Annotated in this window: 21 protein-coding genes; 9 read left to right on the top strand and 12 right to left on the bottom strand. The window is 59.1% G+C overall.

Going from position 1 to position 20,535, the window contains the following annotated elements; all coding sequences use genetic code 11:
* Positions 1-24 precede the first annotated feature (24 nt).
* The 4 genes from glpD to EIY71_RS02895 all read right to left on the bottom strand — a co-directional run bounded on the left by glpD (position 25) and on the right by EIY71_RS02895 (position 5,185).
* Positions 25-1,563 carry a glycerol-3-phosphate dehydrogenase gene (gene glpD / locus EIY71_RS02910; RefSeq protein WP_085745277.1) on the bottom strand — a complete coding sequence of 513 codons (1,539 nt, stop codon included), beginning with the start codon at positions 1,561-1,563 and terminating at the stop codon, positions 25-27.
* Between the two features lie 339 nt (positions 1,564-1,902).
* The gene (locus EIY71_RS02905) at positions 1,903-2,658 is read right to left on the bottom strand and encodes a DeoR/GlpR family transcriptional regulator (protein WP_007953179.1); all 756 of its coding nucleotides are present in this window, start codon (positions 2,656-2,658) and stop codon (positions 1,903-1,905) included.
* Between the two features lie 95 nt (positions 2,659-2,753).
* Positions 2,754-4,256 (bottom strand): glycerol kinase GlpK, encoded by a 1,503-nt coding sequence (gene glpK / locus EIY71_RS02900; RefSeq protein ID WP_039765827.1) that lies wholly within the window; start codon positions 4,254-4,256, stop codon positions 2,754-2,756.
* Between the two features lie 77 nt (positions 4,257-4,333).
* The gene (locus tag EIY71_RS02895; protein WP_007953183.1) at positions 4,334-5,185 is read right to left on the bottom strand and encodes an MIP/aquaporin family protein; all 852 of its coding nucleotides are present in this window, start codon (positions 5,183-5,185) and stop codon (positions 4,334-4,336) included.
* A 360-nt stretch (positions 5,186-5,545) separates the two neighbouring features.
* Here EIY71_RS02895 and ybaK point away from each other — a divergent pair, with 360 nt between their 5' ends.
* Both ybaK and EIY71_RS02885 read left to right on the top strand, forming a co-directional pair.
* Positions 5,546-6,016 (top strand): Cys-tRNA(Pro) deacylase, encoded by a 471-nt coding sequence (gene ybaK / locus EIY71_RS02890; RefSeq protein ID WP_007953184.1) that lies wholly within the window; start codon positions 5,546-5,548, stop codon positions 6,014-6,016.
* Between the two features lie 89 nt (positions 6,017-6,105).
* Positions 6,106-6,888, top strand: a complete 783-nt coding sequence (locus EIY71_RS02885; RefSeq protein WP_102718075.1) for a PhzF family phenazine biosynthesis protein — start codon at positions 6,106-6,108, stop codon at positions 6,886-6,888.
* Positions 6,889-6,937: 49 nt separating this feature from the next.
* Here EIY71_RS02885 and EIY71_RS02880 read toward each other — a convergent pair whose 3' ends face one another.
* Both EIY71_RS02880 and argF read right to left on the bottom strand, forming a co-directional pair.
* The gene (locus EIY71_RS02880) at positions 6,938-8,047 is read right to left on the bottom strand and encodes an ABC transporter ATP-binding protein (protein ID WP_085647248.1); all 1,110 of its coding nucleotides are present in this window, start codon (positions 8,045-8,047) and stop codon (positions 6,938-6,940) included.
* Positions 8,044-8,964 (bottom strand): ornithine carbamoyltransferase, encoded by a 921-nt coding sequence (gene argF / locus EIY71_RS02875; protein WP_039765834.1) that lies wholly within the window; start codon positions 8,962-8,964, stop codon positions 8,044-8,046. Before argF ends, EIY71_RS02880 begins: the two co-directional genes overlap by 4 nt.
* A 406-nt stretch (positions 8,965-9,370) precedes the next feature.
* Here argF and EIY71_RS02870 point away from each other — a divergent pair, with 406 nt between their 5' ends.
* From EIY71_RS02870 to grxD, 3 genes are all read left to right on the top strand, one after another.
* Positions 9,371-9,661, top strand: a complete 291-nt coding sequence (locus EIY71_RS02870; protein ID WP_007953190.1) for a hypothetical protein — start codon at positions 9,371-9,373, stop codon at positions 9,659-9,661.
* A gap of 129 nt (positions 9,662-9,790) precedes the next feature.
* Complete coding sequence (locus tag EIY71_RS02865; protein WP_134020416.1) at positions 9,791-11,896, top strand: molybdopterin oxidoreductase family protein; 2,106 nt, start codon at positions 9,791-9,793, stop codon at positions 11,894-11,896.
* 97 nt (positions 11,897-11,993) lie between these two features.
* Positions 11,994-12,335, top strand: a complete 342-nt coding sequence (grxD, locus tag EIY71_RS02860) for a Grx4 family monothiol glutaredoxin (protein ID WP_003227729.1) — start codon at positions 11,994-11,996, stop codon at positions 12,333-12,335.
* 106 nt (positions 12,336-12,441) lie between these two features.
* Here grxD and bfr read toward each other — a convergent pair whose 3' ends face one another.
* Positions 12,442-12,918: a bacterioferritin gene (gene bfr / locus EIY71_RS02855; protein ID WP_011335740.1), complete on the bottom strand. Its 477-nt coding sequence runs from the start codon at positions 12,916-12,918 to the stop codon at positions 12,442-12,444.
* Positions 12,919-13,117: 199 nt separating this feature from the next.
* On the bottom strand, positions 13,118-13,336 hold the full coding sequence (locus EIY71_RS02850; protein WP_007953193.1) for a bacterioferritin-associated ferredoxin: 219 nt from the start codon (positions 13,334-13,336) through the stop codon (positions 13,118-13,120).
* Between the two features lie 291 nt (positions 13,337-13,627).
* On the opposite strand from EIY71_RS02850, the gene EIY71_RS02845 reads away from it, so the two are divergent.
* A complete protein-coding gene (locus tag EIY71_RS02845) occupies positions 13,628-14,230 on the top strand; it encodes a peroxiredoxin (protein WP_007953195.1) in 603 nt (200 codons plus the stop codon).
* Positions 14,231-14,304: 74 nt separating this feature from the next.
* On the opposite strand, the gene rnt is transcribed toward EIY71_RS02845, so the two are convergent.
* The gene (gene rnt / locus EIY71_RS02840) at positions 14,305-14,979 is read right to left on the bottom strand and encodes a ribonuclease T (protein ID WP_007953196.1); all 675 of its coding nucleotides are present in this window, start codon (positions 14,977-14,979) and stop codon (positions 14,305-14,307) included.
* Positions 14,976-16,022: a dihydroorotase gene (gene pyrC, locus EIY71_RS02835; protein ID WP_039765844.1), complete on the bottom strand. Its 1,047-nt coding sequence runs from the start codon at positions 16,020-16,022 to the stop codon at positions 14,976-14,978. Before pyrC ends, rnt begins: the two co-directional genes overlap by 4 nt.
* 160 nt (positions 16,023-16,182) lie before the next feature.
* Here pyrC and EIY71_RS02830 point away from each other — a divergent pair, with 160 nt between their 5' ends.
* Both EIY71_RS02830 and EIY71_RS02825 read left to right on the top strand, forming a co-directional pair.
* Complete coding sequence (locus EIY71_RS02830) at positions 16,183-17,091, top strand: OmpA family protein (RefSeq protein WP_007953200.1); 909 nt, start codon at positions 16,183-16,185, stop codon at positions 17,089-17,091.
* Between the two features lie 129 nt (positions 17,092-17,220).
* On the top strand, positions 17,221-18,438 hold the full coding sequence (locus EIY71_RS02825) for an argininosuccinate synthase (RefSeq protein WP_007953201.1): 1,218 nt from the start codon (positions 17,221-17,223) through the stop codon (positions 18,436-18,438).
* Positions 18,439-18,595: 157 nt separating this feature from the next.
* Here EIY71_RS02825 and EIY71_RS02820 read toward each other — a convergent pair whose 3' ends face one another.
* Entirely contained in the window at positions 18,596-19,180 is a 585-nt protein-coding gene (locus tag EIY71_RS02820) for a hypothetical protein (RefSeq protein ID WP_134020413.1), read from the bottom strand.
* A gap of 397 nt (positions 19,181-19,577) precedes the next feature.
* Here EIY71_RS02820 and EIY71_RS02815 point away from each other — a divergent pair, with 397 nt between their 5' ends.
* Entirely contained in the window at positions 19,578-20,204 is a 627-nt protein-coding gene (locus tag EIY71_RS02815) for a response regulator transcription factor (RefSeq protein WP_007953203.1), read from the top strand.
* Between the two features lie 88 nt (positions 20,205-20,292).
* Here the strand turns inward: EIY71_RS02815 and EIY71_RS02810 are convergent, their stop codons facing one another.
* A complete protein-coding gene (locus tag EIY71_RS02810; protein ID WP_007953204.1) occupies positions 20,293-20,472 on the bottom strand; it encodes a PA3496 family putative envelope integrity protein in 180 nt (59 codons plus the stop codon).
* Positions 20,473-20,535: the final 63 nt, after the last annotated feature.

The following is a 20,535-nucleotide window of genomic DNA, read 5'->3' as shown; positions in this document are numbered from 1 at the left end:
GCTTTTTGTTCAGCGACGAACGGATCAGGCCGCTTCGATCTTGCTGCGGTTCTGCTCGACCTTGTTCAGGTATGCCGCCAGTCGCTCTTGCTCGTTCGACGTGGTGAACAGGCCCAGTTTGCTGCGACGCCACAGGATGTCGTGCGCCGTGGTGGCCCACTCTTCAGTGCACAGGTAATCGACTTCACGGGTGTAGAGCCCGCCACCGATGTGTTCACCCATGTCGGCCAGGGTGTCGACGCCTTCGAGCATGCGCCAGGTGCGGCTGCCGTAGGTGGTGGCCCAGCGGCGTGCAATTTCGGTCGGCACGAAGTCAAACTTGTCGCGGATCAGCGCGCTCAGGGCCTGTGGCGTGGTCATGTCCTCGCCGCCGGGCAGGGTGGCGGTGGCCGTCCAGCTCGGGCGCATCTGGGTGAAGTACGGCATCAGCTGCGCCATCGCTGACTCGGCGAGCTTGCGATAGGTGGTCAGCTTGCCGCCGAACACCGACAGCAGCGGCGCTTCTTCGGTGCTGCCGGACAGCGCCAGAGTGTAGTCGCGGGTCACGGCCGAAGGGTTGTCGGACTCGTCGTTGCACAGCGGACGTACGCCCGAGTAGGTGTGCAGGATGTCGTCACGGCTGATCTGCTTCTTGAAGTGAGCGTTGACCACTTTCAGCAGGTAATCGGTTTCGCCGTCGGTGATCGCCACTTTGGCCGGATCGCCGGTGTATTCGCGGTCGGTGGTGCCGATCAGGGTCAGGTTGTTCAGGTACGGAATGGTGAAAACGATGCGCTGATCTTCGTTTTGCAGGATGTGCGCGTGATCGCCTTCGTACAGTTTCGGCACGATGATGTGGCTGCCCTGGATCAGACGGATGCCGTACGGCGACTCCATCTTCAGGTCGTCACGGATGAACTTGGCGACCCACGGGCCGGCGGCGTTCACCAGCGCTTTGGCGGTGATCGAAAACAGGCTGCCGTCGGCGCGTTCCAGGTTCAGGTGCCACAGGCCCTTGGCGCGGCGGGCGCTGACGCAACGGGTCTGGGTGTGAATGTGCGCGCCTTTCTCGCGGGCGGCCATGGCGTTCAGAACCACGAGGCGGGCGTCGTCGACCCAGCAGTCGGAGTATTCGAAGCCTTTGCTGATTTCACTTTTCAGTGCGCTGTCGGCGCCGAACTTCAGGCTTTTCGAGCCTGCGAGTTTTTCGCGCTTGCCGAGGTGGTCATAAAGGAACAGGCCCGCACGGATCATCCACGCCGGACGCAGGTGCGGGCGGTGCGGCAGCACGAAACGCATCGGCTTGACGATGTGCGGGGCCTTGGCCAGCAGCACTTCGCGTTCGGCCAGGGCTTCGCGCACCAGACGGAATTCGTAATGTTCGAGGTAGCGCAGGCCACCGTGGATCAGCTTGCTGCTGGCCGACGAGGTGTGGCTGGCCAGATCGTCCTTTTCGCAAAGGAACACCGAAAGACCGCGACCGGCGGCATCCGCTGCGATCCCCACGCCATTGATCCCGCCGCCGATGACGGCGATGTCGTAGATCTCGGAGATAGGGGGCGTACGCAAGGTAGATGTGGACATCGGCTGGCCTCGGGCTCTTTTGATTTTCTGTCTTGGAAATCGAACATGAATGTTCATTTGCGAAAATGGTAGCCCATAAAGACGCGCGCAGCCAGTCGACTTCGATTGAAAAAACTCATCGAAGGACGGGTAAAAGAAAATTTTCGAACATAAGATGCGCGTTAGAGCACTGATCGTTGCACGCAGAGCGGACTGATCGTTCCCACGCTCTGCGTGGGAGTGCATACATTGACGCTCTGCGTCGGCTTCTGAATGGGACGCAGAGCGTCCCCGGCGGCATTCCCACGCAGAGCGTGGGAACGAGAATTCACCGGGAGGGAGTTATATGCGGGAGGGGGGTTAAACGACTTCCAGACGAATCTTGTGCTGGCTCAGCAGTTGCGCCAGGGCTGGCACCGGCTGCTGATCGGTCACCAGGCAATCGATCAGACTGATCGGGCCGAGGCGGATCATCGCATTACGGCCGAACTTGCTGGAGTCCGCCGCCAGGATCACCTGCCGGGCATTGGCGATGATCGCCTGGGACACCCGCACTTCCTGGTAATCGAAGTCGAGCAGGCTGCCGTCTTCGTCGATACCGCTGATGCCCACCAGCGCAAAGTCGACCTTGAACTGGTTGATGAAGTCCACGCTTGCCTGACCCACCACACCGCCGTCGCGACGCACGTTGCCGCCAGTCAGCAGCACATCGAAATCATCCTTGGCGCTGAGCATCGAGGCGACGTGCAGGTTGTTGGTGATGATCTTCAGATGGCTGTGATTGAGCAGGGCGCGGGCAATCGATTCGGTCGTCGTGCCGATGTTGATGAACAGCGAGGCGTGATCGGGAATCTGCGCGGCGATGGCTTCGCCGATGCGTTGCTTTTCATCGCGCATCTGATCGGCGCGCATCGCGTAGGCGGTGTTTTCGACGCTGGAATCATAGGCGGCGCCGCCGTGGTAGCGACGCAGCAGATTGGCTTCCGCCAGTTGATTGATATCGCGGCGGATGGTTTGCGGGGTAACAACGAACAGCGTGGCCATTTCCTCGATGCTCACATAGCCGCGTTCGCGGACCAGCTCGAGGATTTGCTGCTGACGGGGAGGCAGATTCATGGGGCTTCCTTTGGGCTGCCGTGCAAAATTTGCCCATGATGCCGCAGGAATCCGCTCCCTACCAGTTACAACAGGTTACGAGTACTCAGCTTGGCTTATTCAGCGTCTTCACGTTCCCAGTCGCGGGTGCGGCTGACGGCTTTTTTCCAGCCTTTATACAGTTTCTCTTTTGCCGCTTCGTCCAGGCTCGGTTCGAACTCGCGTTCGATCACGGCCTTGCCGCGCAGTTCTTCCAGGCTGCCCCAGAAACCGCACGCCAGGCCTGCCAGATAAGCTGCGCCGAGCGCCGTGGTTTCGCGCATTTTCGGACGCTCGACCTGAGTGCCGAGGATGTCGGCCTGGAACTGCATGAGGAAATTGTTCGCTACAGCACCGCCGTCCACACGCAGGGCCTTGAGGCGTTCGCCGGAGTCCTGTTGCATGGCGTCGAGGACGTCGCGGGTCTGGTAGGCAATCGATTCCAGTGCGGCGCGGATGATGTGATCCACACGCACGCCACGGGTCAGGCCGAACAGGGCGCCACGGGCATACGGGTCCCAGTAGGGAGCGCCGAGGCCGGTGAAGGCTGGCACCAGATAGACGCCGTTGCTGTCCTTCACTTTATTGGCGAAGTATTCGGTGTCGTGGGCGTCGTTGACGATTTTCAGTTCATCGCGCAGCCACTGCACGGTCGAACCGCCGTTGAACACAGCGCCTTCCAGTGCGTAAGCCACTTCGCCGCGTGGGCCGCAAGCGATGGTGGTCAGCATGCCGTGCTGGGATTTCACCGCTTTGTCGCCGGTGTTCATCAGCAGGAAGCAACCGGTGCCGTAGGTGTTTTTCGCCTGGCCCGGCTCGACGCACATCTGGCCGAACAGCGCGGCCTGCTGGTCGCCGGCGATACCGCCGATGGCGATGCCGCTTTTGGTGCGACCGTAGATTTCCGAGGAGGCTTTGACTTCCGGCAGCATCTCGCGCGGGATGTCGAGGATCTCCAGCATCTTCGCGTCCCACTCCAGCGTGTGGATGTTGAAGAGCATGGTGCGCGAGGCGTTGGTGTAGTCGGTGACGTGGACCTTGCCACCGGTGAATTTCCAGATCAGCCAGCTATCGACAGTGCCGAACAGCAGTTCGCCGTTGCGCGCGCGCTCGCGGCTGCCTTCGACGTTGTCGAGGATCCACTTCAGTTTGGTGCCGGAGAAGTACGGGTCGGTGACCAGACCTGTGGTGTCGCGGATGTAGTCTTCATGACCGTCGCGCTTGAGCTGCTGGCAGATCTCGGTGCTGCGGCGGCATTGCCAGACGATCGCGTTGTACACCGGGCGGCCGGTGGTCTTGTCCCAGACCACGGTGGTTTCACGCTGGTTGGTGATGCCGATGGCAGCGACCTGATCGTGATGCAGACCGGCCTGGGCCAGCGCTTCGACCATCACCGCGCTCTGGGTGGCGAAGATTTCCATCGGATCGTGTTCGACCCAACCGGCTTGCGGGTAATGCTGGGCGAATTCGCGTTGTGCGGTGCAGACCACGTTCGCGTCGCGGTCGAAAATGATCGCGCGGGAGCTGGTCGTACCCTGATCGAGGGCAATGATGTAGTTCTTATTCTGAATGTCGGTCATGTCGATTGCCTTGGACGAAATAAGGGAGAGTGGGCCGTGGCGCGGGCTCTAAAGGGCAGGAGCCCGCGCCGACTGTTTCAAGAAGTTCTTGGTTTGCCGTCAATGGCCGGTTCTGCATCCTTTGTAGCAGGTGTGGCGCCGGTCAGGTGACGGGCAATCAGCCCGCGATACCCGGCAGCGCCGAGGCAGGCACCGACAATCGGTGCAAAAATCGGAATCAGGAAGTACGGGATTTCACGTGCGCCGGTGAAGGAAATTTCACCCCAGCCGGCGAAGAAAGTCATCAGTTTCGGACCGAAGTCCCGGGCCGGGTTCATCGCGAAACCGGTCAGCGGGCCCATCGAACTGCCGATCACGGCAATCAGCAGACCGATCAGCAGCGGCGCCAGCGGGCCTTTCGGCAGGCCGTTGTTGTCGTCGGTCAGGGACATGATCACGCCCATCAGGATCGCGGTGATGATCACCTCGACCAGGAACGCCTGGGCAGTCGACAGCGCAGGGTTCGGGAAGGTGGAGAACACCGACGCCAGTTCGAGGCTGGCTTCAGTGCCACGAACCATATGGTGAGTTTGTTCGAAATCGAAGAACAGGTTGCTGTACAGCGTGTAAACCAACAGAGCGCCGCAAAAGGCGCCGGCGACCTGGGCCAGAATGTAGAACGGCAGTTTTCGCTTTTCGAAGTCGGCGAAAATGCTCAGGGCAATACTGACGGCAGGGTTCAGGTGCGCGCCGGAAACGCCGGCGGTGAGGTAGATCGCCATGCTGACGCCGACGCCCCAGATGATGCTGATTTCCCACAGACCGAAGCTGGCGCCCGCGACCTTGAGCGCGGCGACACAACCCGTACCGAAAAAGATCAGAAGTGCAGTACCCAGAAACTCGGCCAGGCACTGGCTCGAGAGCGAAGGTTGCTGTAACGCAGTTGTCATTGAAAACCTCGGTTTTTGTTGTTGTCTGGCGCGTTGCCGACAGGGCAAGGCGCGATTTTCGCCGAGGCAGGATCCCCATCCTGTTCCCGGTTTACTGCTGGGTGCTGCGATGACGATAATTCTTACATTATTCAGATTCGAAAAAATATAGACAAGAAACAAACCTGTCAAAGGTCGAAAGTGAACCGTCAGTCACAAATAAACTATCAGTCACGTGAATGATCCTGCGGGTCACCCGTCTCGCACGATTGTTATCGGCCTGCAAACCCCGGGAAACGTGGCGCGTGGTAGAGCCTTTTGCACAGCGATGGCCTAAAATCCGCCGCAGGATTTTTTGCCACTGCCGAGCCCGGAGCTGCCATGACCCCTGCGTTGGACTTGTTGAAAAAAGTTCGTGCCGAACATCGCGTGCACAGTTACGAACATGACCCCAAGGCCGCGTCGTATGGCCTGGAGGCCGCGGAAAAACTGGGGCTCGATCCGGCGCAGGTGTTCAAGACGCTGCTCGCGGCGAGTGAGAAGGGTGAGTTGCTGGTGGCGGTGGTGCCGGTCGTCGGAAGTCTCGACCTCAAGGGGCTTGCCCATGCCGCCGGCGTGAAAAAAGTCGAGATGGCCGACCCGGCCGCCGCGCAGCGTTCCACTGGTTACCTGCTGGGCGGCATCAGCCCGCTGGGGCAGAAAAAACGCCTGCGTACCTTCATCGATAACTCGGCCCAACCTTTTGCGACCATTTATGTCAGCGCCGGTCGGCGCGGGCTGGAAGTGGAACTGGCGCCGGCGGTATTGGCGGAACACACTCAGGCGAAATTTGCCGACATCGGTCGCCCTTGAAGTCTGTATGAAGAAAATTGGCCGGCACTGTCACTGGCGCTGATCCGGCCGGCGCTGCATGCTCGTTCGACTGACACAGGGAGAAGGTTATGCAGCTCGAGTTTCATCAGGTCGACGCGTTCAGTGATCGACCGTTCAGTGGCAATCCGGCAATGGTCTATCGGCTCGACGCGTGGCTCGCGGACGAACTGATGCAGAAGATCGCCGCCGAGCACAATCTGGCGGAAACCGCGTTTCTGGTGCGCGAAGGGCAGGCGTGGCACATCCGCTGGTTCACGCCGACCACCGAGGTGCCGCTGTGTGGTCACGCGACCCTGGCCAGCGCCTATGTACTGTTCGAGATCTATAAGGAAAGCGCCGAGCGTCTGGACTTCACCTGTAAGTCCGGGCCGTTGAGCGTCAGCCGCGAGGGTGGCAGGTTGTGGCTGGATTTCCCGGCCATCGAAGCGGTGGAGAAAGGCGTCACCGTGGAGATCGAACGGGCGCTGAATGTTCAGGCGGTGGATGTTCTGAGTTCCAACGAGCTGTTCGTGGTGCTGGAGTCCGAGCAGGCGGTGCTTGATTGCCAGCCGGACATGGTCGCCCTCGCCAAGCTGCCTTGGCTGGGTGCGATCGTCACCGCCCGGGGCAATCAGCATGATTTTGTCTCGCGCTATTTCGCCCCGGCCATCGGCATCAATGAAGACCCGGTGACCGGCTCGACACATTGCAGCCTGATTCCGTACTGGTCGAAACGTCTGGGCAAATCCAGCCTCACTGCATGCCAGCGTTCGGCGCGGGGTGGTGAACTGTTCTGTCAGCTGGAAGGCGAGCGGGTGAAGATCGGCGGGAATGCGACGCTGGTGGCCAGCGGCACATTGATGCTGGGCTGAAGCCAAAAAACAAGGGAGCCATCAAGCTCCCTTATTATTTGTGTGCAGATCAGTGCGCGGTGCTGTAACGGCGAACGCCGTTTTCCACCGCCGGAATCTGTGCAGCGGTGCTGCCGGAGGCCTGGAACAGCACCAGATGTTCCGCTGCCACCCGAATCCCGACATCTGCCCCTACCTGATGGTCGGCATGGCTCGGGAAGATCGATTCCAGCTGTGCGCCGGTCGGCAGTTGCAGGCGATACAGGGTCGAGGCGCCGAGGAAGGTCTTGCCGACGATCCGCGCTTTCAGCGCACTGTCCGGCGCGTAAACGATGTCGTCCGGACGCAGCAGCACATCCACCGCGCCACCGATCGGCCAGGTGTAGGCGCGATTGCCGCGCAGTTCGCCGAGTTCGGTCTGCACCGATTCCGGGCTGCCCAATTGGCCGCGAATGAAGTAACCCTGACCGATAAAACTGGCCACGTACGGCGTCGCCGGCTCGTGATAGAGGTTGTACGGCGTGTCCCACTGCTCCAGCCGGCCTTCCTTGAACACGCCGACGTGGTCGCTGACGGCGAAGGCTTCTTCCTGGTCGTGGGTCACCAGAATCGCGCTGGTGCCACGGGCTTTGAGGATGTCGCGCACTTCATGGCTGAGCTTGCGGCGCAACTCGCCATCGAGGTTGGAGAACGGCTCGTCGAGCAGCAACAGTTGCGGCTCCGGCGCCAGGGCGCGGGCGAGGGCGACACGTTGCTGCTGGCCGCCGGACAGTTCGTGGGGGAAGCGCTTGCCGAGGTTCTTCAGGTTGACCAGTTCCAGCAGCTCTTCGGTGACGCGCTCCTTGTTCGGGTGCTTGCGGATACCGAAGGCGATGTTGTCCGCGACACTCAGGTGCGGGAACAGCGCGTAGTCCTGGAACACCATGCCGATCCGGCGTTTTTCCGGGGCGAGGGTAAAACCGGCGCTGGAGATGACCTCACCGCCGAGAGAAATTTCCCCTTCGTGCACCGGTTCGAAACCGGCAATCGCACGCAGGGTGGTGGTCTTGCCGCAGCCCGAGGAGCCTAGCAGGCAACCGATGTCGCCGGCGTTGAGGTGCAGATTGAGGTTCTGCACCACACGTTGATCTTGATAGCCGCAAGCGAGGTTGCGCAGGTTCAGCAGTAATTCATGACTCATGCGTGGTGATATGCCGGTTCGACGAGGAACTCGAGCAGGGCCTTCTGTGCGTGGAGACGGTTTTCTGCCTGATCCCAGGCGACGGAGCGCGGATCATCGAGCAGGTCGAGGCTGATTTCCTCACCGCGGTGAGCGGGCAGGCAGTGCATGAATAGCACGTCATCGGCAGCCAGGTCGAGCAGGGCGCGGTTGACCTGAAACGGCGCGAACAGTTTGAGGCGCTTGGCGGTTTCCTCTTCCTGACCCATGGAGGTCCAGACGTCGGTGCTCACCAGATGCGCGCCGCGCACGGCGTCTTTCGGGTCGCGGACGATGGTTACGCGATCACCGGCCTTGGCCACGAATTCAGGGTTTGGCTCATAGCCTTCCGGGCAGGCCACGCGCAACTGGAAGTCGAACTGGATCGCCGCTTCTATATAGCTGTTGCACATGTTGTTGCCGTCGCCGATCCAGGCCACGGTCTTGCCCTGGATCGAGCCGCGGTGTTCGAGGAAGGTCTGCATGTCGGCCAGCAACTGACACGGGTGCAGGTCATCGGACAGGCCGTTGATCACTGGCACGCGGGAGTTGGCGGCGAATTCGGTCAGGGTGCTGTGGGCAAAGGTACGGATCATCACTGCGTCGAGCATGCTCGACATGACGATGGCGCAGTCGCCGATCGGCTCGCCACGGCCCAGCTGGGTGTCGCGCGGCGACAGGAAGATCGCCTGGCCACCGAGCTGGATCATGCCGGCCTCGAAGGAGATCCGGGTACGGGTCGAGGATTTCTCGAAGATCATCCCCAGGACGCGGTTTTTCAGAGGCTCGAACAGTACGCCGCGGTTACGCAGGTCCTTGAGCTCAACGCCTCGACGGATCACGCTGACCAGCTCTTCGGGCGTGCAATCCATCAGGGAGAGAAAGTGCCTTGCGCTCATCATTGACTACCTTTTTGCTACAAACCGCAGATGCTCAAAGCCTTGTTTATCGGAACAACGGGCGAGACCTGCGGCGTAAGCCGCACGGGGGCGACGAAATAGGGGAAGGCGCGATATTGACACTAAATGTCGCGTTTTTCCAATAGGCTACGGTTTTTGCAGAAATGTGCCGGAGTGAGAACAGTGCGAACACTGTGATTTCCGGTCAGTTTTCGAGAGGGCAGCGAGGCATTTGTACACTGGCCCCACCGGGCTTGGCAATCAGGCGCGGCGGGGATGGCACAGCCCTGGTCGGTTTGCGACCGATGAGCCACTGGTTCGCTTGGTCGGATGCGCAGGTTGAAACATTTGCTAAAGCAAAGTGCTGGGTTATAAATAAATCACGAGCGACGCAGGAAGCCTCCGCATGGAATCGAAAGAAAAACTGTTAATGGAACTGCTGGGCCACACGGCACGCTCATTGACCCACCTTACCGCCTCGATGACCTCGATGTCCTTCGAACTGCTGCGCAGCGATGACGACGTGGTCAAGGCCGCCAGCCGGCAGATGATCGACCGCATGGCGACCATCAGCGCCGGGCTCGACGAGCATTGGCGACTGATCGGCGAACTCACCGGCGTCCACGTCGCCCACGAGCAGATCGAGACCATCCAGGAAATCCAGCTGGCCGCACCGCCCCAGCTTCCGGCGAACTGACGCGTCTATCGGCGGGCCTGATGGCCGCCGATTCACAAGACGAACGTCGCTGGCGCTGCACCGGGTCGCGGGCCATAGTTTTGTTCCCGCAGGCGTGATTGCCTGCCCAGAACAAGACAGAGACTGGCCATGACCAAGACTCTCCATCACCGTGCCTGCCACCTGTGTGAAGCCATTTGCGGCTTGACCATCGAAACCACCGAAACCGACGGTCAGGTGCAGATCACCTCGATCAAGGGCGATGCGCTGGACACGTTCAGTCGTGGACACATCTGCCCCAAGGCCGTCGCGCTGCAAGATATCCAGAACGATCCGGATCGCCTGCGCCAGCCGATGCGCCGGGTCGGCAGCGAATGGCTGCCGATCGAGTGGGACGAAGCGTTCGAACTGGTCGCCGAAAAACTCTCGGCGATTCAGGAGCGTCATGGGCAGAACGCGGTCGCTGTGTATCAGGGCAACCCCAGTGTCCACAACTATGGGCTGATGACCCACAGCAATTACTTCCTCGGCCTGTTGAAAACCCGCAACCGCTATTCGGCGACGTCGGTCGATCAACTGCCCCATCACCTGACCAGCTACCTGATGTACGGCCATGGCCTGCTGCTGCCGATCCCGGATATCGATCACACCGACTTCATGTTGATCCTGGGCGGCAATCCGCTGGCGTCCAACGGCAGCATCATGACTGTGCCGGATGTCGAGAAGCGTCTTAAGGCGATCCAGGCCCGAGGCGGCAAAGTGGTGGTGGTCGATCCACGGCGCAGCGAGACGGCGGCGATGGCCGATCAGCATTTGTTCGTGCGCCCCGGTGGCGATGCGGCGTTGTTGTTTGGTGTGCTCAACACGTTGTTCAGCGAAGGGCTGACGTCGGTCAGTCATTTGCCGGTGGACGGTCTGGACGAGGTCCGCGCAGCGGTGGCGGGGTTCACCGCTGAAGCCATGAGCCCGTTGTGCGCGGTTCCTGCCGAACAGATCCGCCAGCTGGCCCGGGACTTCGCCGCTGCACCAAGCGCCGTTTGCTACGGTCGGATGGGTGTTTCCACTCAAGCCTTCGGCACGCTGTGCCATTGGGTCGTGCAGTTGATCAATCTGGTCACCGGCAACCTCGACCGCGTCGGCGGTGCCTTGTGCACCGAGCCGGCGGTGGATCTGGTGGCGTCGACTTCGGGTGGACACTTCAATAAATGGCAGAGCCGCGTGTCCGGGCGTCCTGAGTACGGCGGCGAGTTGCCGGTCTCGGCGCTGGCCGAAGAAATGCTCACAGAAGGCGAGGGGCAGATCCGCGCGCTGATTACCGTGGCCGGCAACCCGGTGTTGTCCACACCCAACGGCCGGCAACTGGAGCAGGCGTTGGACGGGCTGGAGTTCATGGTCAGCGTCGATCTGTACATCAACGAAACCACGCGTTACGCCGACCTGATCCTGCCGTCGACTTCGGCGCTGGAGAACGATCACTACGACACCACCTTCAACCTGTTCGCGGTGCGCAACGTCACCCGGTTCAATCGGGCGATCCTCGCCAAACCCGAAGGGGCGCTGCACGACTGGGAAATTTTCGTCGGCCTGGCCAAGGCCTTTGCCGCGAAGACCGGCAAGGAGCTGAAGCCAACGATGCCGCCGGCGAAGATGATCGACATGGGGTTGCGCATGGGTTTGTATGGCGATGCATCCGAGCAGAAATTGTCGCTGGCGACGCTGTTCGATCATCCTCACGGCGTTGATCTGGGAGCGCTGAAACCCAACCTGACACCGCGATTGAAGAGCGCCAATCAACGAGTTCAGGCGGCGCCGCCGGAAATCCTCGCTGACCTCGCGCGTTTCGCCGCTTTGCAGGCACCGGCCGCCGATGAGCTGTTGATGATCGGCCGCCGTCATGTGCGCAGCAACAATTCGTGGATGCACAATTACCATCGACTGGTGAAGGGCAAGCCGCGTCATCAGCTGTTGATGAACCCGGACGATCTCGCCAGTCGCGGGCTCAGTGATGGTCAGCTTGTGCGCGTGAGTTCACGGGTCGGGCAGATCGAGGTCGAAGTGCTGGGCAGTGCGGACATGATGAAGGGCGTGGTCAGCCTGCCGCATGGATGGGGCCATGCCCGGCCGGGCGTGCAGATGGCGATTGCCAGCGGTCAGCCGGGCTCCAGTGCCAATGACCTGACCGATGAATGCCAGCTCGACGAGCTGTCAGGCAACGCGGCGCTCAATGGCGTGCCGGTGACGGTGGCGGCGGCTTGAGCATGTCTGTCGGGGAGACCGAGCAGCGCGCTCGGGATTCCGTTACAATGCGCCACCGTGCCGACCCATGAGTCGGAAAGTTCAGCCGAGGTGCTCCATGGATATCATCGAAACGATTAAAGAGCAGATTGCCAACAACACCATTCTGCTTTACATGAAAGGCTCGCCGAATGCCCCGCAGTGTGGCTTCTCCGCGAAAGCTGCGCAGGCTGTGATGGGCTGTGGCGAGAAGTTCGCCTACGTCGACATCCTGCAGAACCCGGAAATCCGTGCCAACCTGCCAAAGTACGCCAACTGGCCGACTTTCCCGCAACTGTGGGTCGGCGGTGAACTGGTCGGCGGCAGCGACATCATGGCTGAAATGTTCGCCAACGGTGAGCTGCAGACTCTGGTCAAGGAAGCATCCGCCAAGGCTGCTGCGGCCAAGTCCGAAGCCTGATTGGCTTCTGCCCGGGTTTCAGCCAGTCTGAAATCCGGGCAATAAAAAGCCCCGCCTCTTGAAAGAGGGCGGGGCTTTTTAGTGTCTCGAGTTTAGCGCTGGCTAATTACTCGTCTTCGCCCATCTGCGATTGCAGATAGTTCTCAAGACCGACTTTATCGATCAGGCCCAGTTGGGTTTCCAGCCAGTCGATGTGTTCTTCCTCGGATTCGAGGATGTCTTCGAGCAGTTCGCGGCTGCCGAAGTCACCGACGGATTCGCAGTGGGCGATGGCGGCCTTCAGATCGGCGTGGCCGGTCTTCTCGATACGCAGGTCGCACTCCAGCATTTCCTTGGTGTGCTCGCCGATGTGCAGCTTGCCCAGATCCTGCACGTTCGGCAGGCCTTCGAGGAACAGGATGCGCTTGATCAGCTTGTCCGCGTGCTTCATCTCGTCGATGGATTCGTGGTACTCGTGTTTGCCGAGCTTGTTCAGGCCCCAATCTTCATACATGCGTGCATGCAGGAAGTACTGATTGATCGCGACCAGCTCATTGGCAAGGATCTTGTTGAGATGCTGGATGACTGTTACGTCGCCTTTCATGATGGGAGTCCTGCCCTAAGTAACGGTATATAAGGCAGAGTTTGAGCTTGGTATTTATAAGTGTCAAACCTAAGTTATTGAATAATAAATGAAAATTAATCGGAATAAGAATGTTTGTGTTCCGCGTCTGGGCGCTAAGCAGTTGATTTTCAGGCATAAAAAAACCGGACTTAAGTCCGGTTCTTCGAAATCGGGGTAATTATGCGGCGGTAAATTCTGCCGGGTAGGGGATCGCAGCCTGGGCGGTTTGCAGCTTGGTCAGGGTTTCGCGAACCACTTCCTTCGCCAGGCACGCACATTTGCCGCATTGGCTGGCTACGCCGGTGGCCTGGCGGACTTCTTTATAGCTGCAGCAACCTTCATAGATCGCTTCGCGGATCTGTCCGTCGGTGACGCCAGTGCAGAGGCAAACATACATAAGTGAGAACCGTCGCTGGTTGTGACTCAATTGCGATGGATCTTAATGTTAACGAGAATGATTGTCAAAGTGCTTTCCCAGTGGTTTTCATCGCCAACGCCTGTGACTGACGAACGGTGGTACATGGCCGGATGCCAGCCGGGATTTCGCGAAAAACCTTTGAGGACAGTCGAAAAACGCAGTGTATGATGGTCGGCCCTTGCGAAGGGGGTTCGTGTCACAGGGCTGTCGCCTGAGGGTGGCAGGCTGGCCCGAACCCTGAACTTCAAGTTTCTACACCAGGAGATATCAATGAGCGTACTCGTAGGCAAACAAGCCCCTGACTTCACCGTCCCGGCCGTACTCGGCAATGGCGAGATCGTTGACAGCTTCACCCTGTCCTCGGCCATCAAAGGCAAATACGGCCTGGTGTTCTTCTACCCGCTGGACTTCACCTTCGTCTGCCCGTCCGAGCTGATCGCTCTGGACAACCGCATGGCCGACTTCAAGGCACGCAACGTAGAAGTGATCGCCGTGTCGATCGACTCGCACTTCACCCACAACGCCTGGCGCAACACCCCGGTCAACAATGGCGGCATCGGCCAGGTGAAATACACCATGGCTGCCGACATGAAGCACGACATCGCCAAGGCCTACGACGTTGAATCCGAAGGCGGCGTGGCTTTCCGTGGCGCGTTCCTGATCGACGACAAAGGCGTTGTCCGCTCGCAGATCGTCAACGACCTGCCGCTGGGCCGTAACATGGAAGAGCTGATCCGTCTGGTCGACGCTCTGCAATTCCACGAAGAGCACGGCGAAGTCTGCCCTGCCAACTGGAAAAAAGGCGACAAAGGCATGAACGCTTCGCCAGAAGGCGTTGCGGCTTACCTGACCGAGAACGCTGCTGCCCTGTAAGGCGCAACGTCGAGGTACAAAAAAACCGGCCCATGTGGCCGGTTTTTTCATGAATGGAAGAAACCCGACGAGTATCAGTCGTCGAAGTCTTCCCAACCGCCCATCTGTTTCCACCGGTTGACGATGCCGCAGAACAGCTCGGCCGTCTTCTCGGTGTCGTAGCGCGCGGAGTGCGCTTCACGGCCATCGAAGTCGATGTCGGCTGCCTGACAGGCCTTGGCCAATACGGTTTGACCGTAAGCCAGACCGGCGAGGGTCGCAGTGTCGAAGCTGGAGAATGGGTGGAACGGGTTGCGCTTCATGTCCAGCCGCGCGACGGCGGCGTTGAGGAAGCCCAGGTCGAAGCTGCTGTTGTGGCCAACCAGAATCGCCCGCTTGCAGCCGTTGGCCTTCAAGGCCTTGCGTACGCCACGGAAGATGTCGGTCAGCGCTGTTTCTTCGCTGACGGCCATGCGCAACGGGTGATCGAGCTTGATCCCGGTGAACTCCAGCGCCGCCGCTTCAACGTTGGCGCCTTCGAACGGCTCGACGCGGAAGAAGTAGGTGTGATCCGGGTAGACGAAACCCTTTTCATCCATGGCGATGGTGGTCGCGGCAATCTCCAGCAGAGCGTCGGTGGCCGAGTTGAAACCACCGGTTTCTACGTCGACGACAACCGGCAGGTAGCCGCGAAAGCGTGCTGCCATTGGATGGCGCGAACCGCCGCCACCTTGACCGTCCAGTTCGTCGTCGAAATGGTCTTCACTCACGCGTGTTCCTCCAGCAGGCGCCAGCGCAGTTTTTCACCGGCGCGCAGCGGGATAACGGTCAGCTCGCCGAAAGGCAGGCTGGTCGGGGCGGTCCATTCGTCACGAACCAGGGTGATGCGATCGGTGTTCGCCGGCAGGCCGTAGAAACGCGGGCCGTTGAGGCTGGCGAAGGCTTCGAGCTTGTCCAGCGCATTGCGCTGTTCGAAGGCTTCGGCATACAGCTCGATGGCGGCGTACGCGGTGTAGCAGCCGGCGCAGCCGCAGGCGGCTTCCTTGGCGTGCTGGGCGTGCGGCGCCGAGTCGGTACCCAGGAAGAACTTCGCGCTGCCACTGGTGGCCGCGTCGAGCAAAGCTTCCTGATGGGTATTACGCTTGAGGATCGGCAGGCAGTAGAAGTGCGGCCGGATCCCGCCCACCAGCATGTGGTTGCGGTTGTAGAGCAGGTGATGCGCGGTGATGGTCGCGCCGACGTTGGCCGAAGCCTCGTTGACGAACTGCACGGCGTCGCCGGTGGTGATGTGTTCGAACACCACTTTCAGCGTCGGGAAACGCTCGACCACGCGACGCATGTGCTCGTCGATGAAGATTTTTTCGCGGTCGAACACATCGACGTCGCCACGGGTGACTTCACCGTGGATCAACAGCGGCATGCCGACTTCGGCCATGGCTTCCAGCGCCGGGAAAATCTTGTCGATGCTGGTGACCCCGGAATCGGAGTTGGTGGTGGCGCCGGCCGGGTACAGCTTGGCGGCGTGCACGAAACCGCTGGCCTTGGCCTCACGGATTTCTTCGGGCTGGGTGCGGTCGGTGAGGTACAGCACCATCAGCGGCTCGAAACGACTGCCGGCCGGGCGGGCAGCGAGAATCCGCTGGCGATAGCCGTCGGCTTCAGCGGCGTTGCGCACCGGAGGTACCAGGTTGGGCATGATGATGGCGCGACCAAAGGTGCGCGCGACATCCGCAACGGTATTGGTCAACACGGCACCATCGCGAAGATGAATGTGCCAGTCGTCGGGACGCAGCAGGGTCAGGCGGTCGGACATGAGGGGATTCCAGGCGGGTCAAACTGAGGCGAATGCTACCGGAAAAGACTCTTGCAGGCACTCGCTATCAAGTTTTGCGACGAGCGTCCGATATCCCATAGGTATGCCGTAAAGATGTATGTCTCGGTCTTTTTTGTTGTAGAAGCCAATGGAGCCTCCCGTGCGCCAGCGATATTTAGCCTTGCTCAGTGTGTTTGCCAGCCTTCCCGCGATGGCACTGACCTACCAGACCCGTCTGGAGAACATTGAGTGGACGGTCGAGGGCGACAAGTTCGAGTGCCGCCTGACGCAGCCGATCACCGACTTCGGCTCGGGGCAATTCGTGCGCAAGGCCGGCGAGCAGGCGACCTTCCGCCTGAACGCCTACAACGCCATGCTCGGCGGCGGTTCGGCGACCCTGCTGGCAGCGGCTGCGCCGTGGCAGCCGGGACGTGGCGACATCAATCTGGGCACGGTTCGACTGGGCAGCGGCAACGTGCTGTTCAACAGTTCTCAGTCCCAGGCCGGGCAACTGATCAGCGGGCTGATGGACGGTCGCAGCCCGGTGGTACGCCGGGCATCGGGCGATGGTCGGGTGTCGGAAGTGCGCCTGTTGCCGGTCAAGTTCAGCAAGGCGTTCAATGACTATCAGACCTGCGTGGCGAAACTGCTCCCGCAGAATTTCGATCAGGTCAAACAATCGCAGATCGGCTTCCCCGGCGAAGGCATCGAACTGGACGCCGCCGCCAAGGCCAAGCTGCAAGTGATGCTCGAGTATATGAAGGCCGATCCGACGGTCAATCACATCGAACTCGACGGCCATTCCGACAACAGCGGCAATCGCCTGACCAATCGCGAACTGTCGCGTCGCCGCGCGCTGGCGGTGGTCGACTTCTTCAAGGCCAATGGCATCCAGGAATCGCAGATCACCGTGCGTTTCCATGGTGAGCGTTATCCTCTGGTGCCGAACACCAATGCCGCCAACCGGGCCAAGAACCGTCGGGTCAACGTACACCTGGCGCGGGTGGCACCGACGACTGCTCCGGCACCTCAGGCCAGCACGCCTGCCAACACTGCGGCGACTTCCTGACCTGCCGGTCATCGTCGCCCTCTCGACAGATTCTGTCGCTTTGTCGTCTTAAGCTGTCGCGCCTCTGTAAATTATCGCGTTTGAGCGGTAGACTCCTCGGCTTTCCGTAGAACCCCGTGGAGTGATGGCATGGCGGACGTAAACAAGGTCGTTCTGGCGTATTCCGGCGGCCTGGACACTTCGGTGATCCTCAAGTGGCTGCAGGATACTTATAACTGTGAAGTCGTGACCTTCACCGCTGACCTGGGTCAGGGCGAAGAAGTCGAGCCGGCTCGCGCCAAGGCGCAGGCCATGGGCGTCAAAGAAATCTACATCGACGACCTGCGCGAAGAATTCGTGCGTGACTTCGTGTTCCCGATGTTCCGTGCCAACACCGTTTACGAAGGCGAGTACCTGCTGGGTACTTCCATCGCGCGTCCGCTGATCGCCAAGCGTCTGATCGAAATCGCCAACGAAACCGGCGCCGACGCCATTTCCCACGGCGCGACCGGCAAGGGCAACGACCAGGTCCGTTTCGAACTGGGTGCCTACGCACTCAAGCCAGGCGTGAAAGTGATCGCCCCTTGGCGCGAGTGGGACCTGCTGTCCCGCGAGAAGCTGATGGACTACGCCGAGAAGCACGCGATCCCGATCGAGCGTCATGGCAAGAAGAAATCCCCGTACTCGATGGACGCCAACCTGCTGCACATCTCCTATGAAGGCGGCGTGCTGGAAGACACCTGGACCGAGCACGAAGAAGACATGTGGCGCTGGACCGTCTCTCCGGAGAAGGCTCCCGACACCCCGCAATATCTGGAACTGACCTACCGCAACGGCGACATCGTTGCGCTGGACGGCGTTGAAATGACCCCGGCCACCGTGCTGGCGACGCTGAACAAGATCGGTGGCGAGCACGGCATCGGCCGTCTGGACATCGTCGAGAACCGTTACGTCGGCATGAAGTCACGTGGCTGCTACGAAACCCCGGGCGGCACCATCATGCTGCGCGCTCACCGCGCCATCGAATCGATCACCCTGGACCGCGAAGTCGCTCACCTCAAAGACGAGCTGATGCCGAAGTACGCCAGCCTGATCTACACCGGTTACTGGTGGAGCCCTGAGCGTCTGATGCTGCAACAGATGATCGACGCCTCCCAGGTCAACGTGAACGGCGTAGTGCGCCTGAAGCTGTACAAGGGCAACGTGATCGTGACCGGCCGCAAGTCCGACGATTCGCTGTTCGACGCCAACATCGCGACCTTCGAAGAAGACGGCGGCGCCTACAACCAGGCCGACGCGGCGGGCTTCATCAAGCTCAACGCGCTACGCATGCGCATTGCTGCCAACAAGGGCCGCAAGCTGTTCTGAGTCCATCGGGACTGATGTGAAAAAACGGCCTTGTCTTAATGACAAGGCCGTTTTTTTTGGTGTTTCTTTTTCGACCTGATTGATATCGGACAGCGTTCCCGTCTTCATCGGCTGTAGATCTTGCATTGCATGGATGTCGCGCTCCGCGTTCTATTTTTTAAAACTTTCCCAATACGGAAATGTTAGATGACTGGGTGTTGTAAATACTAAAGTACGTTGTTCCTTGTGGCGTTTTCGCCTGTTTTGCTGATCTGGCGACATGTTCATTGAGTAAAATGTCCGACACCGCGTCAGTTAAAAAAAGGAATAATCGGGGCGAATGCTTGTTTGGGTGTGGGATTTTTTCCAGTAGCTCCTCTATTTTCAGAGTCGTGTTTTTCTGTCGAGCATCAATGATGTACACCTCGCTCAACGGTTTCGGTAGTTTTATTGGGTATGACCCGCTATTGACGTGTTCGCAGGGTATTTCTGGTGGGTGGGTAGTTGTTTCCTCGAAAGCCTTCAGGAAATTCTTGTCATTATCAAAATCCGAAGGTGCATATAGTGCGCGATAGTTAAAGTTGAGTGTGATGAAAAATAGAAGCAGCAGGTAGAAAGGAAAGGTGATCAGAAACCAGACGTAGATTTCCCGTTCATTGTTATTGAGGAATGGCAGGGAAACGGCAGCGGAAGTCTCTGATATAAATGCAAAGATGGCGATAACGCTGATCGGGTTGGGTATCTTCTTGTTGAGTTTTAGCATGTTATTTACTCATGGTTTTAGTCTTTCTCGTTGTCTTGGGTTGGGTGGGTGTGAAATGACTGGGTCAGTCTGAGGTGTGTTTTTTGTGTTTATATTAATTCTCGTGTTTGCGATACCGATAAGTTGTATCTGCTGTTTTTTTTGTGCTCGATAATAACTCGTGTTTTTTTTTCTTTTTGGATTTGCGGGCGCTCTCTTAAGCAGGGTGGCAGGCGTTCGTCGTACTGAAAAAATTTTATGTTTTTGTGTGGGTGAGTCATTTCTGTAGGAATAGTCTTTATTGGCTGTAGGAGGCGTCTCTCGCTACCCGTGTAGAGGAACTTCTCTATGCCATGTAGGAAATGACTACGTTATTGTGCCGGTTCTAAAAATTCGAACAGCGAAACTGGACTTGCCCATGAATAAAGTGCTGATCGTGGATGATCACCCCGTCATTCGTCTTGCGGTACGTATGCTGATGGAACGTCATGGCTACGAAGTCATTGCAGAAACCGATAATGGCGTAGATGCGTTACAACTGGCTCGTGACCAGATGCCGGATATCGTCATTCTGGATATCGGCATACCGAAACTGGATGGACTGGAAGTCATCGCGCGCCTTACAACAAGTGCAATGCCGTTGAAAGTGCTCGTGCTGACGTCCCAGTCACCGGGACACTTCTCCATGCGGTGCATGCAGTCGGGGGCGGCGGGATATGTTTGCAAGCAACAGGATCTGACGGAGTTGCTGAGTGCAATCAAGGCGGTACTGTCTGGGTACAGCTATTTTCCGAACCAGGCGTTGCACACCGTGCGAACCAGCCTGGGGAATGCCAGCGAGGCGGACATGGTTGATCGCCTGTCCGGGCGCGAGATGATGGTGTTGCAGCAATTGGCGCGCGGCAAGACCAACAAGGAGATTGCCGACGGAATGTTCCTCAGCAACAAGACCGTGAGTACCTACAAGACTCGGTTGTTATTGAAACTCAATGCGCGCTCGCTGGTGGATCTGATTGAACTGGCGCAACGAAACGGCCTTGTCTGAGGGTTTCAGTGGCTGACGGATCATGGGCGGATCGGAATCAGCGTGTGACATAAAGAGAAAAGCCTCCGTTTCAGGAGGCTTTCAAATGTCAGAGATCAAAATCGTAATCGGCCAATTGCTTCTGCAGTCGGCGCTCCTCGAGCAGGTTGTCGATGGTTCGGCGTTTGCTCAAGTTGGTCTTGGCGACTTCAACCACAGGTTCGGCATCATCGGCCTCCGTGGCGATAAAATCGTCATCCGCTTCTAATTGCTCTTTGCTGGTGCTCATAAGGTCGACTCCAGGCTAAGACTGCCTTTGGCGCTCCTTATATCGATATTCCAGCAGATGGTA

The organism is Pseudomonas sp. CH235 (assembly GCF_004368175.1).
Taxonomy (GTDB): Bacteria; Pseudomonadota; Gammaproteobacteria; order Pseudomonadales; family Pseudomonadaceae; genus Aquipseudomonas; species Aquipseudomonas paraglycinae.
Note: the sequence above shows the minus strand (reverse complement) of the source record. Positions and strands in the feature narration are given on the sequence as shown.